The 13244-nt window shown below is 69.4% G+C and carries 11 protein-coding genes and 1 pseudogene (1 of these 12 only partly in view); 11 read left to right on the forward strand and 1 reads right to left on the reverse strand.

What is annotated here, in order from left to right; all coding sequences use genetic code 11:
- The 9 genes and pseudogenes from FrCorBMG51_RS30625 to FrCorBMG51_RS04755 form a co-directional block, all read left to right on the forward strand.
- Positions 1-492 (forward strand): FCD domain-containing protein (locus FrCorBMG51_RS30625; RefSeq protein ID WP_235433314.1); only part of this gene is annotated, 492 nt, incomplete at its 5' end.
- Between the two features lie 10 nt (positions 493-502).
- Positions 503-1390: an acyl-CoA thioesterase gene (locus FrCorBMG51_RS04725; protein ID WP_235433315.1), complete on the forward strand. Its 888-nt coding sequence runs from the start codon at positions 503-505 to the stop codon at positions 1388-1390.
- 714 nt (positions 1391-2104) lie between these two features.
- A complete protein-coding gene (gene kdpF / locus FrCorBMG51_RS26245) occupies positions 2105-2194 on the forward strand; it encodes a K(+)-transporting ATPase subunit F (RefSeq protein WP_076842627.1) in 90 nt (29 codons plus the stop codon).
- 130 nt (positions 2195-2324) lie between these two features.
- Positions 2325-3986 carry a potassium-transporting ATPase subunit KdpA gene (gene kdpA, locus FrCorBMG51_RS04730; protein WP_047221899.1) on the forward strand — a complete coding sequence of 554 codons (1662 nt, stop codon included), beginning with the start codon at positions 2325-2327 and terminating at the stop codon, positions 3984-3986.
- Position 3987: 1 nt separating this feature from the next.
- Positions 3988-6227 (forward strand): annotated as a pseudogene (gene kdpB, locus FrCorBMG51_RS04735) (potassium-transporting ATPase subunit KdpB).
- 5 nt (positions 6228-6232) lie between these two features.
- Positions 6233-7132: a potassium-transporting ATPase subunit C gene (locus tag FrCorBMG51_RS04740; protein WP_047221976.1), complete on the forward strand. Its 900-nt coding sequence runs from the start codon at positions 6233-6235 to the stop codon at positions 7130-7132.
- A gap of 288 nt (positions 7133-7420) precedes the next feature.
- Entirely contained in the window at positions 7421-8224 is an 804-nt protein-coding gene (locus tag FrCorBMG51_RS04745) for a response regulator (protein ID WP_047221900.1), read from the forward strand.
- A gap of 347 nt (positions 8225-8571) precedes the next feature.
- Entirely contained in the window at positions 8572-9726 is a 1155-nt protein-coding gene (locus FrCorBMG51_RS04750; protein WP_047221901.1) for an aromatic ring-hydroxylating oxygenase subunit alpha, read from the forward strand.
- Between the two features lie 13 nt (positions 9727-9739).
- Positions 9740-9934, forward strand: a complete 195-nt coding sequence (locus FrCorBMG51_RS04755) for a ferredoxin (protein WP_013874210.1) — start codon at positions 9740-9742, stop codon at positions 9932-9934.
- Positions 9935-10193: 259 nt separating this feature from the next.
- On the opposite strand, the gene FrCorBMG51_RS04760 is transcribed toward FrCorBMG51_RS04755, so the two are convergent.
- Entirely contained in the window at positions 10194-11330 is a 1137-nt protein-coding gene (locus tag FrCorBMG51_RS04760) for an acyl-CoA dehydrogenase family protein (protein WP_047221902.1), read from the reverse strand.
- 166 nt (positions 11331-11496) lie between these two features.
- On the opposite strand from FrCorBMG51_RS04760, the gene FrCorBMG51_RS04765 reads away from it, so the two are divergent.
- Positions 11497-12714, forward strand: a complete 1218-nt coding sequence (locus FrCorBMG51_RS04765) for a CaiB/BaiF CoA transferase family protein (RefSeq protein WP_047221903.1) — start codon at positions 11497-11499, stop codon at positions 12712-12714.
- Positions 12711-13244 carry the 5' portion of an AMP-binding protein gene (locus FrCorBMG51_RS29315; protein ID WP_047221904.1) on the forward strand. It continues 30 nt past the right edge of the window, so only the first 534 of its 564 coding nucleotides appear in the window; it begins with the start codon at positions 12711-12713; the stop codon falls past the right edge of the window. Before FrCorBMG51_RS04765 ends, FrCorBMG51_RS29315 begins: the two co-directional genes overlap by 4 nt.

The raw sequence follows: 13244 nt of genomic DNA on the forward strand, positions 1-13244 counted from the left end.
CCCGCCGGCGGGCCGGCCCGGGAGGCCCGGGCTCCCGCGGTGTCGCGGTCCGCGGTAGCGGACTTCCACGGCCTGCTGGTGGAACTCGCCGGCAACCAGACCCTGATCGTGCTCGTCGGGATGCTGCGCCACATCATCGACATGGCCCGAGAGGAGACATCGGGCACCGGTTCCAACGCCGGCACCAGCACCAGCACCACGGCACGGCCGGGCACACCGGTGGCCGGGGACGACGGCCGCCAGCCCTACCGGCAACTGGTGGCGCTGATCGAGGCCGGCGCGGCGGACGAGGCCGAGGCGCTGTGGCGGCGTCACCTGCTGGCGACGACGCCCACCCCCGAGCGCGCCCCGGCAACCGTTGCCGGCCCGCGGGCCGAAATCCCCGAGCCGGCCGAGGACCATCGACGGCCCGGCCATGCCTCCGCCGCGTCACGGGAAGCCGAAATCCCCGGAGCGCCGCTGTTCGATGAAGCGGCGCCACCGGATAGGTAATGTGGATCAGGTGACGCGCGCGGAGGCCGACTCCCTGGTCGAGGTCCTCGACCTCGACCGCATCGAAACCAACATCTTCCGCGGTTGGTCGTGGCACACGGCGCCGACCCGGGTGTTCGGGGGCCACGTCGCGGCGCAGGCGCTCATCGCCGCCGGCCGGACGGTCGCCCCTGATCGTCCGGTGCACTCGCTGCACGCCTACTTCCTGCTGCCGGGCGATCCCAGCTCGCCGATCATCTACGATGTGGATCTGATCCGCGACGGACGGTCGTTCACGACGCGACGGGTGGTCGCCATCCAGCACGGCCGGGCGATCTTCCACCTGTCCGCCTCCTTCCAGCGCGTCACCGACGGCCCGGAGCATCAGTCACCCGTGCCGCCGTCACCGCCGCCCGAGGAACTGCCCGCATCCCTGCCCGAAGAGCTGCCCGAGTGGTCCCTGCCGAACGGGGGGAGCATCGAGCCCTTCTTCTCCCGGTACCTCGACGTCCGGCTCGCGCCGACCGAAGGCGCGGACGGCTCCGTCCAACAGCCCGTGTGGTCCTCACACGGGGAGCCGCACAGCCCACACCAGCGGATGTGGTTCCGCGCCCGCGGGACGCTGCCCGCCGACCCGCTCTACCACGTCTGCGCGGTCACGTACGCGTCCGACCTGCGGCTGATCACGACGACTCTGCTCCCGCACCGGTCGACGGACGGCCGGACGATCTCGCTGGCCAGTCTCGATCACGCCATGTGGTTCCACCGTCCGTTCCGCGCGGACGAGTGGCTGCTCTACATCCAGGACAGCCCGTCGGCGGCGGGCTCCCGGGGCTTCGCCCGCGGCGAGATATACACCGCCGACGGCCGGCTCGTCGTCTCGGTCGCGCAGGAAGGCCTGATGCGCGTCCACTCCTGACAGTGAGGATGTAGGCGAGCCCCGCCGACCCACCGGCCCGGCGACCCACCGGCCCGGCGACCAGGGCAGACCTTGATCTGGCCATGACGGATCAGCTCATGGCGGTGGGGCCGCCACAGCAACCGGGTGACCGGGCAGCTTGCTCCCCCGCCTGAGCGCACGGTGGGCACCCGGCGTCGGCCAACGGCCAGTGGCTCCCCGGCCACGTTTTCCGTGCTCTTCCGTGCTCTTTCGTGCTCTTTCGTGCTCCTCCGTGCTCTGCCGTATTCGGCGTCACCAGGGCGTCAACGCCGCTGGTGGCCGGCTCCCGTGGGGTCGATGCTGCCGATGCGGCAATACGGCAATCGGCGCGATCCGGGGAGTTCATGGTGCCAGCGCTCGCGGGTGACAGCCCGGGTATCCGGCGTGTCGCGTCTGTTCCCGGGACATCCCGGTCAGGGCCTGCGGCGAAACCCGACGCCGGTGTCACCATCGGCACTCAGGCACCCGGGCACCCGGGGCACTCGGATTCCTGGGCACCGGGTATCCGGCATCCGGACGGCCGGGCGTGGTGGGGTTGCCGTCACCCGAGGGGAGCGCCGCAGCCCGGTCGGTCCCCCGCGGTGGCAGCGGGACGTGACAGAAGGAGCAGGCAGTGCGTGACCTGGTTTTCATCTTTCTGATCATCGTGATGTTCGCGGTGCTGGGGCTCGTCGTACGAGGGGTGGAACGGCTGTGACCGCCGAGAACCTGACCGGGCTCGTCCTGGTGACCGCTCTGGTGGTCTTCCTCGTGGTCGCCCTGCTTTTCCCGGAGAAGTTCTGACTTTCCCCGAAGAAATTCGGACCCGCCGGACCAGCGACGCGCCACGGCCCGCCCGGCCACGGACCGCGCGATCGTTGCCACGATTGTGTTTCCTCCGAGCCCGGGCTTCCGGTCGACAAGGGGTCACTGAATGAACACCACGACGGCGGGAGTCGTCTTCGCCGCCTCGCTCGCCGTCGCCCTCGGCCTGACCTACCGGCCGTTCGGCGACTACCTGGCCCGGGTGTACACCTCCGAGCGTCACCTGCGGGCCGAAAAAATGACTTATCGGCTGGTCGGCGTCGATCCGGACACGGACCAGCGATGGAGCATCCACCTGCGCGCTGTGCTCGCGTTCTCATGCGTGTCAGCGCTCTTCCTGTACGTTTTTCTCCGCCTACAGGGCCGGCTGCCGTTCAACCTCGGTTTCGACGGGATGGCGCCGGGACAGGCATTCAACACCGCGGCCAGCTTCGTCACGAACACCAACTGGCAGTCCTACGCCGGCGAGTCGACGCTCGGGTACCTCGCGCAGATGGCGGGTCTGGCGGTGCAGAACTTCGCCAGCGCCGCGGTCGGCATCTCGGTGGCGATCGCCCTGGTCCGCGGGTTCTCCCGCAGCCATACCGACCGGCTCGGCAACTTCTGGGTGGACCTGGTCCGCACCGTCGTCCGCGTTCTGCTGCCGATTTCCGTCATCGGCGCGGTCGTCCTGGTCGCCGGTGGTGTCGTGCAGAACTTCCACGGTGTCCGGACGGTGTCGACCATCGTCGGCGGCGGCCAGGCCATAACCGGCGGCCCGGTGGCCAGCCAGGAGATCATCAAGGAGCTCGGCACCAACGGCGGCGGTTTCTACAACGCCAACTCCGCCCATCCGTTCGAAAATCCGACGGTCTGGACAAACTGGCTACAGATATATCTTCTGCTGGCGATCCCGTTCGCTCTGCCGAGAGCTTTCGGAAAAATGGTCGGTGACACCCGCCAGGGTCTCGCGATCGTCTCCGTCATGGCCGTTCTGGCGATAACCGGGGTGTTTCTTGTCAACGGTTTCCAACTGGCCCACCACGGTACGGTCCCGACCGCTGTCGGCGCCGCGACCGAAGGCGTCGAAACCCGTTTCGGGGTGTCGGGCTCGGCCACCTTCGCAGCCGCCACCACGCTGACGTCCACCGGCGCGGTGAACTCCGCACACGACTCTTACACCAGTCTCGGCGGCGCCGTCCTGCTGCTGAACATGATGCTCGGGGAGATCGCCCCGGGCGGCGCCGGGTCGGGGCTGTACGGAATGCTGGTCGTCGCCGTGCTCGCGGTGTTCGTCGGCGGTCTGATGATCGGGCGAACGCCCGAGTACCTGGGCAAGAAAATCGCCGCGCGGGAGGTGAAGTTCGCCGCGCTCTACATTCTCACCACGCCGGCGCTGGCCCTCGGCGTCACAGCGGTGGCCATGGCGCTGCCCGGCGAACGGGCGAACATGCTGAACTCCGGCGCGCACGGGCTGTCCGAGGTGCTGTACGCGGCCACCTCGGTGGCGAACAACAACGGCTCGGCGTTCGCCGGCCTCACGGCGAACACGGCCTGGTGGAACACGGTGCTGGGGATCTCCATGCTGCTCGCCCGGTTCCTGCCGGTGGTGTTCGTCCTGGGCCTGGCCGGCAGCCTCGCCCGGCAGAGGACGGCCCCCGTGTCGAGCGGGACGCTGCCCACCCACCGGCCGTTGTTCGTCGGCCTCGTCACCGGTGTCGCGTTCGTCGTCGTCGCCCTGACCTACTTCCCGGCCATCGCCCTCGGGCCGTTCGCGGAAGGCCTGCACTGACATGCCCACGACCGCCGCGCACGACAACCCCGCCGGCCCAGCGGGCAACCCCGGCTCCGGCCCCGGCTCCACCCACCCGCCCCGGCGGGCCTCCGGTGGCCTGCTCGACCCGCGGATGCTGCTGCGCTCCACCCCGCAGGCGCTGCGGAAACTGAACCCGGCCACGCTGTGGCGCAACCCGGTGATGCTCATCGTCGAGATCGGCGCCGCGTTCACCACTGTGCTCGCGGTTGCGGACCCCACCGTGTTCGCCTGGCTGATCGTCGGCTGGCTGTGGCTGACCGTGCTGTTCGCCAACCTCGCCGAGGCCGTCGCCGAAGGACGCGGGAAGGCGCAGGCCGCCGCGCTGCGCAGGGCCAAGACCGACACGATCGCCCGCCGGCTCGNATCGCCCGCCGGCTCGTCGACTGGGCACCCGGCCAGCCCGCCGAGACGGCCCGGACCGAGCGGGTACCCGCGCCGGACCTGCTGCGGGGCGATCGTGTGGTGGTGGAGGCCGGCGAGTTCATCCCCGGTGACGGCGACGTCGTCGAGGGCATCGCGAGCGTGGACGAGTCCGCCATCACCGGCGAGTCCGCGCCGGTGATCCGTGAGTCCGGGGGCGACCGGTCCGCGGTGACCGGCGGCACCCTGGTGCTGTCGGACCGGATCGTCGTCGAGATCACGCAGCGGCCCGGGGAGAGCTTCATCGACCGGATGATCGGCCTGGTGGAGGGCGCGAACCGGCAGAAGACCCCGAACGAGGTCGCGCTGAACATCCTGCTGGCCTCGCTGACCATCGTCTTCCTGCTCGCGGTCGTGAGCCTCCAGCCGCTGGCGATCTTCTCCCGGGCGCAGCAGCCCGGCATCCCCGACAACGCCGCCCTGGACGCCGACGGCGTCACCGGGATCGTGCTGGCGGCGCTGGTCGTCTGCCTGATTCCCACCACGATCGGCGCGCTGCTGTCGGCGATCGGCATCGCCGGCATGGACCGGCTGGTGCAGCGCAACGTGCTCGCGATGAGCGGCCGCGCGGTCGAGGCGGCCGGCGACGTCGACACCCTGCTGCTGGACAAGACCGGCACCATAACCCTTGGTAACCGGGAGGCGTGGGCGTTCATCCCGGTCGGAGGCGTGGACGAGCGTGCGCTCGCCGACGCCGCGCAGCTGTCCTCGCTCGCGGACGAGACGCCAGAGGGACGCTCGATCGTCGTCTTCGCCAAGACCACCTACGGCCTGCGGGAGCGGACCGCCGGCGAACTGCCCACCGCGACCTTTGTCCCGTTCACCGCGCAGACCCGGATGTCCGGTGTCGACCTGGCCACGCCCGGGCTCCGCGGCGGCGGCCGGCAGATCCGCAAGGGGTCGGCCAGCGCGGTGCTGGCCTGGGTCCGGGAGAGCGGCGGGAGCGCACCGCCCGACACCGACCACGTGGTGGACGGCATCTCCGCCTCCGGCGGGACGCCGCTGGTCGTCGCGGAGGTGCTCACCGCCGGCGCTGCGGACGGCGGCCGAACCGCCCGCGTCCTGGGCGTGGTCCAGCTCAGGGACATCGTGAAGGCGGGCATGCGGGAACGCTTCGACGAGATGCGCAGCATGGGCATCCGCACCATCATGATCACCGGCGACAACCCGCTGACCGCGCGGACCATCGCCGAGGAGGCCGGGGTGGACGACTTCCTCGCCGAGGCAACCCCCCAGGACAAGCTCGACCTGATCAGGCGCGAGCAGGCCGGCGGCAGGCTCGTCGCGATGACCGGGGACGGCACCAACGACGCCCCCGCGCTCGCCCAGGCCGACGTCGGCGTCGCCATGAACACCGGCACGTCGGCCGCGAAGGAGGCCGGCAACATGGTCGACCTGGACAGCAACCCGACGAAACTCATCGAGATCGTCGAGATCGGCAAGCAGCTGCTCATCACCCGCGGCGCCCTGACGACGTTCTCGATCGCCAACGACGTCGCCAAGTATTTCGCGATCATCCCGGCGCTGTTCGCCGCGGTGTATCCCGGGCTGGACACGTTCAACCTCATGCGGCTGCACAGCCCGCAGTCGGCGATCCTGTCCGCGGTCGTCTTCAACGCGCTGGTCATCATCGCGCTGATCCCGCTCGCCCTGCGCGGCGTCCGCTACACACCCGGCAACGCCATGGCGATGCTGCGGCGCAACCTCTGTGTCTACGGCCTCGGCGGCCTGGTCGTCCCGTTCGTCGGGATCAAACTCATCGATCTGGTCGTCCAGTTCCTCCCCGGAATCCGGTGATCGTCATGGCCTCCCCACGCCTGCCCGGCCCTGTCCGCCAGCTCCTCGCCGCACTGCGCATGCTGCTGGTGCTCACCGTGCTCGTCGGCGTCGCGTATCCCCTGGCCGTCACCGCGATCGCCCAGCTGCCCGGGCTGCGCCACCGGGCGGACGGCTCGCTCGTCCGGGCGGCCGACGGCACGGTCGTCGGCTCGTCAAGGATCGGCCAGCCGTTCACCGACGCCGCCGGCCGCCCGATCCCGACGTACTTCCAGCCCCGGCCGTCCGCCGCCGGTGCCGGCTACGACCCGACCGCGACCTCCGCGTCCAACCTGGGCCCCGAGGACGTCGTCGACATGTTCGACGATCCCGCCACACCCGGTGACGAGAGCCGGCGCAGCCTGCTCACCACCGTGTGCGGCCGCAGCAGGGCCGTCGGGCAGCTCGAAGGTGTCGACGGACGGCGCCCGTACTGCACCCCGGGCGGTGTCGGCGCCGTGCTGGCGGTATTCCACCGTGATCCGGGCTTCGCCGGGCCGGTCGTGCGGGTCGTCAGCGTGAACGAGCGGTGCCCGGCGCAACCGTTCGTCGCCACCTACGAAGGCGTGCGGGTCGAGTGCGCGACGCCCGGCGGCGACTACGCGGCGGGGCAACGCGTCCTCGTCCCCGGGCCGGGGCGCGGCCGGGACAATCCGGTGCCACCGGACGCGGTGACCGCCTCCGGCAGCGGCCTGGACCCGGACATCTCCCCCGCCTACGCCTACCTCCAGGTGAACAGGGTCGCAGGCGCCCGCGGGCTGACCCCGGCAACGGTCCGCCGACTGGTCGAGGATCATGTGCGCGGCCGTGCGCTCGGCTTCCTCGGTGAGCCCAGGGTCAACGTCGTCGAACTCAACCTCGCCCTGGACAGGCTCGGCACAGGCTGACCCGACCAGGCCTGCTGTTCCGCCGGTGCCTGCCGAGGCGAAACCCGCGGACCTCTCCTCACCCGTGCTGCCCCGCCTGAGACGGCCCGTGCCAGTCGTCCCGACTCGTTCCCGTAGCCCCGGCAGCCCTGACGAAGGGAGACTGCTCTGTGCTGGAGGCTGTATTTGCCAACGGAACCTCCGCGGAGGCGTCACCATGCTCCTGGCACCGGTCCTGGCACTGTCGCCGCTGTCGTTCCGGCCGCTGTGGGGTGCCTCGGCCGGCACCGGCGCGCGGGACGGTGCGGCATGACCCGCGTCCTGATCGTCGACGACGACACCCAGATTCTGCGCGCGTTGCGGATCACCCTGCACGCCCGAGGGTACGAAGTCATGACCGCGACATCGGGACGGCACGCGCTCGCCGCCACCACGTCCGGACGGCCCGACATCATCCTGCTCGACCTGGGCCTGCCCGACATGGACGGGGCCGAGGTCATCCACGCCCTGCGCAGCTGGACGACAACGCCCGTCATCGTCCTGTCCGGCCGTGCCGGCAGCACCGACAAGGTCGGCGCGCTCGACGCGGGCGCCGACGACTACGTCACCAAGCCTTTCCGCGTCGACGAACTCCTCGCCCGGCTACGCGCGGTGGCCAGGAGAACCTTGAGCGCAACAGAGGCTCCTCTGACAACGATCGGCGACTATACGATCGATCTGACCGCCCGACGGATCACCAGGCTGGCCGATCATCGGCGCGACCGTGCTTCCGCCGCGCCCGAGCCCGCTCCCCGTGCCACACGGCCGGCCGGGAAGGCCCGAGAGACCGCGGACCCCGAGCCACCGGCCAACCACGCCGACCGGCCTGAGGGTCTGGCCACCGTCCGCCTCAGCCCGACCGAATGGCACCTGCTCGAAGTACTGGTGCGCAACCCCGGAAAACTGCTCACCCACCGCCAACTCCTCCCTCGCACTGGCGGCCCCTCCCCGAAGGAACACAGCCACTACCTGCGCGAATACATGGGACGACTGCGCCGCAAGCTGGAGCCGAACCCGGCACGCCCCCGCCATTTCATCACCGAGCCCGGCATGGGCTACCGCTTCCAGCCATGACCAGCGCGGCCATGGCCCGTCCCGCCACCGCGGGCTTCCGGACAGCGCCTTCAGCGCCTTTACCAGCCGCGCCACCTACCGGCCGCCGCACCGCCTGACCGATCGCGGACAGCCCCGACCAGTCCGGACTGTCCTCCATGAGGCCGGCACCGGTCCGGCTCCGCGGATCGCGGGCAACCCGGCATGTTGCGGACCACGCCATACGTCACACGCAGAACCGGTTTGACACCTACTACACACAGCCCTACTTTGAAACAAATGATTGTTTACCTATCCGAGCCCACATCCGGCCCGCGACATCGGCAACCGGGCCAGCCAGTGGCGACGCCGACGAGAAGGGCACTCGCATGACCCAGTCCATCCCGGCGACCAAACTCGCCCCCACCGAGCCCGCCCCCACCGAGCCCGCGCAGGACGAGCCTGCCCAGGACGAACCTCAGTACCCCCTCGCCCCATCCGCGGTCGACGCCTCGGTGTACACGGATCAGGCGCGCTACCAGGGGGAACTCGACCGGATCCTGTCCCACGCCTGGTTCCCGGTGTTTCCGTCCGCCGACGTGCCAAAGCCCCGCGACTACGTCGTCTGGAACCAGCTCGGACAGTCAGTAGTGATCATCCGGCTTGACGACGGCTCGGTGTCGGCCTGGCACAACGTCTGCCAGCACCGCGGCGCGCTTCTCGTCGAAGGCTCCGGACGCTGCTCCAACGGACGGTTCACCTGCCCGTGGCACGGCTTCGTCTACGATCTTGAAGGCAGCGTCCGCCAGGTACCGCTGCGTGAGTCGTTCGACCCGGCACAGTTGGCCGGGCTGCGGGCGCCGGCGGTCAGGGTGGTCGAGTGGTCGGGCTGGATCTGGCTGACGCTCTCCGACACGCTCCCCGACCTGCTGGAGTACCTCGACACGATCGGCGAGGAGCTCGCCGGCTACCGGCTCGACCGGTTCGACACCCGGTTCCGCGTATCGGTCACGCTCACCGCGAACTGGAAAATCGTCGTCGACGCGTTCAACGAGACCTGGCACGTCCCGTTCACGCACAAGTCGACCCTCTCCGGGCTGGTTCTGTGGCGCGATGCCAGCCTGAAGATCAGCTCACCGCACTCCTGGATGACGCTGCCGATCCGCGGGTTCACCGACAAGGTCTCCAACAGCGATCATCGGCAGACCCATCTGTGCCACTATCTCGCGTTCCCGAACACGATCTTCAGCTGCTTCCCCAACCACCTGCAGATGTGGACCGCCTGGCCGGTTGCGCCGGACAAAACCGTCCTCAACGCCTACCAGCTCGTCGGGCCCACCCCGGACGGCCTGAGCGACGCGAAGTGGGAACAGCACAACGAGCGGGACTGGAAACACTTCCTCGACGTCCTCGCGGAGGACTCCGAGGTCATCAACAACTTCGCGGCGCTGGCCCGGTCGAAGGGATTCCGCCGCAACATCTTCAACACCGCCGAGAGCAGACTGACCGCCTTTCACGACGAAGTCGCCAAACGTCTTCGCTGATCAGGAGAAAGAAATGATCACAATCAGGGTCGATCGGGACGTCTGCCAGGGCTACGGCAACTGCGTCCTCGCGGATCCGGAGATCTTCGACGTGGACGACGACGGACTGGTGGTGCTGTCGCGGGCCACCGTCGCCGACGAGCGGCTGCCCGCCGTCCGCCGCGCGGAGTACGACTGCCCGAGCAAGGCCATTCACTTCACCGAATAGGCCGGTGCCCGTGGCACCGCGTCCCCGTTCACCGGTGGCTTCAGGCCGGATTTTCAACCCGTTCGCTGTTTTCCGTCGCACCGGGTCGTATCCGCCCCGCACCGCTTCTCCGACCGGTGGACTGTTTCTCCCGCTTGGGAGACGAGGTGCGGGGACGCAGGCGTGGCGACCCTCGCAACGGCCTGGACCGGACCGGGCGGATCCCGGTCCGGTCACTGACACGCCGCCTGTTGTCCGCTGGACGTACGAAGGATCCGGGCTAGAGTCCCATCTCCTTGGCAATGATGCTGCGCTGGATTTCGCTCGCGCCGCCACCGACCATCGCGTGCTTGGCCTCACGGAAATAGCGTTCCATGTCGAACTCCGGAAGCTGCGCGTATCCACCCAGCGCCTGCATGCCGTTGAACGAGGTCCTGAAGGCGACGTCGGCGGCGAACACCTTCGCCATCGACACCTCTTTCAGAGCGCGCTCACCGCGCGCCATCTTCGTCGCGGCGTTGTAGACCAGCAGCCGCGCGGCCTCCACCTCGCACTCGTTCTCCGCCATCCGGTGCTTGAGGACCTGGAACGACGACAGCGGCCGGCCGAACTGGGTGCGGTTCCTGGTATAGGTGACGGTGTCGTCGAGCGCTGTGCGGGCGTTTCCCACGTAGGAGGCCGCCAGGCTCAGACGCTCGTACTCCAGGTGTTCGCCGATGTAGCCCCAGCCGTTGTTCACCTCACCGATCAGGTTTCCGGCGGGGACGTGGACATCCGTGAAGAAGATCTCCGTGGTGCCGAGGCTACGGCGGACGATCGTGTTCAGCTTGCGTATGTCGACGCCGGGCGCGGTGTTCGGCACCAGGATCAGGCTGAGGCCTCGGTGCCGCTCGGGGCTGGTGCGCGCGAGGACGGTGATGACGGTGTCCGGCAGGTGCGCTCCGGAGCAGAAGACCTTGTTCCCGTTGAGCACCCAGTGATCGTTGTCGAGGACGGCCCGCGTCTGCACCGCCGCCGCGTCCGAGCCGGCCCCCGGTTCGGTGATCGAGACGCTGAACTTCGTCCTGCCGGCGAGGAAGCCTGGCAGGTACTGCTCGCGCTGCTCGGCCGTGCCGTGGTTGGCGATGTTCGTCGCGGTGAACATGGAGGTCATCACGCACGCGGCAAAGTCGAGGCTGAACTTCGCCATGGCCTCACAGAAGATCGCGTACATCACCGGGTCGGCGTCGAGCCCGCCCTGCTCCTCGGGGATGAGCAGCCCCAACCAGCCCCTGTCCGCAATCTTCTGGTAAGCCTCGTCGGGAAACTCCCGGGACTCGTCGTGCTTGCGGATGTACTCCCGCCCTACCTCGCGCTCCATGAACGTGTGCAGTGTGTCTCTCCACAGCTGCTGTTCCTCGGTGAGTCTGAAGTCCATCCCTGCACCCTCCGTCAGCACCGCGGGCCCATATCTGTCTGTTGACCACGTTAATCGACCATGCTAGAAAAAAACAAGTGATTGTTTTTGAGCTCTGACCTGGGAGATCGATACAGTCACCGGCCCACCACAGGCATTGGAGACGCCCCATGACCGGTGTGCTCACATGACGCTCGATCAGACCTACCGCGGCCTGCGGGTACTCGACCTCAGCGAGAACATCGCGGGCCCGCTCGCCTGCCTGATCCTTGCCGATCTCGGCGCCGACGTCGTCAAGGTCGAACGTCCGGGCAGCGGAGAGGCCACCCGCAGCCTGCCGCCACGCTGGGGACCGGAGAGCACGGTGTTTCTCACCGTGAATCGAAACAAACGCAGTGTCGCCCTGGACATCGGCACCCCGGCCGGCCGCGACGCGGTGCTGCGGATCGCGGCCAGCACCGACGTCGTCGTCGAATCGTTCCGGCCCGGGGTCGCGGACCGGCTCGGGCTCGGCTTCGACGACTTCCGCCGGGTCAGCCCCCGCGTCGTGCACTGCTCGATCAGCGCCTTCGGTGAGGGCCCGCTCGGGCACGACCGTCCCGGGTACGACGCGATCGTGCAGGCCTTCACCGGCATCATGGAGATGACCGGTGACGCCGACGGCCGCCCGGCCCGCGCCGCGCCGTCCGTCGTGGACGTCTCCACCGGGCTCTGGGCGATCACATCGATCCAGGCCGCGCTCGCCCGTCGCACCGACGGGAGCGAGGCCCAGCAGCTGGAGATCACCCTGGTCGACAGCGGGTTCTTCCTGCTCTGCCACCAGGTCATGGGATTCCTCGGAACCGGTGGGTTCCCCGGCCGTCTCGGCTCGGCCGCCCCGAGCACCGCTCCCTACCAGGCCTTCCGCACCGCGGACGGCGCGATCATGATTGCCGCCGCGACGGACCGGCTGTTCGAGCGGCTCTGCACGGCCCTCGACCTTCCCGTACTCCGGGACGACCCACGCTTTCGTACCGTCGCCGACCGGGTGCGTGCGCGCGACGCCCTGACAGCTGCCATCGAGGAGCGGCTGGGCACCGCGCCGTCCGAGCACTGGCTCGAGCGGATCTCCGCCGCCGGCGTTCCGGCGGGGCCGGTCAACGACCTGGCCGCCGCCCTGGCACATCCGGTCACCCGCGAGCGCGCCCTCGTCCGCGATGCCGAGCCCCTCGGCGACGCGCTGCGCACAAGCGGGCTCAGGCAGCTCCGGCTGCCGATCGACACCGACGGCTCATGCGCGATGCGCGAACCGCCCGCGCTCGGCCAGCACACCGCGGAGGTACTCGCCGAGGTGGGCATGCCCCCCGACAAGATTCTCAATCTTGCCCCCGACTCGATGACGGAAGCGACGGTGTCGCCACTATGACCGGCTCAACCACAACGACCGGCTCGAGCGCTGCCCAGCGTCGTGACGCTCTGGAGGCGCGCTACCCCCGCTGGATACCCCGCACGACCGCCCAGCTTCTCGATCTCTTAGCCACCGAACATCCTCAGCGGCCACTCGTTCTCGGCGACACCAGGTCCTACAGTTACGGCGACATCGCCGACTGGTCGAGACGGCTGGCCGCCGGGCTGATGGCGATCGGGATCCGGCCGGGCGATCACGTCGCCGTGGACATGGCGAACCTGCCCGAGGTCGTGGCCCTGAAGTTCGCGGTGGCCCGGGTCGGGGCGGTGTCGGTATCGATCAACTTCCGGCTGCGGCACGAGGAACTGAGCTACGTGCTGCGCCAGTCCGACAGCGTCGTCCTGATCACGATGGACCGCTTCCGCGACCTGGACTACCTCGACGCCCTGGACCGGATCGCCCCGGGCTGGGAGAGCGGGGCGGGCGGCAGCTCGCTGCCCCAGCTGCGGCACGTGTTCGTGCTCGGCACGGACGGCGAGCCGGCCCGC

This window comes from Protofrankia coriariae (assembly GCF_001017755.1).
Taxonomy (GTDB): Bacteria; Actinomycetota; Actinomycetes; order Frankiales; family Frankiaceae; genus Protofrankia; species Protofrankia coriariae.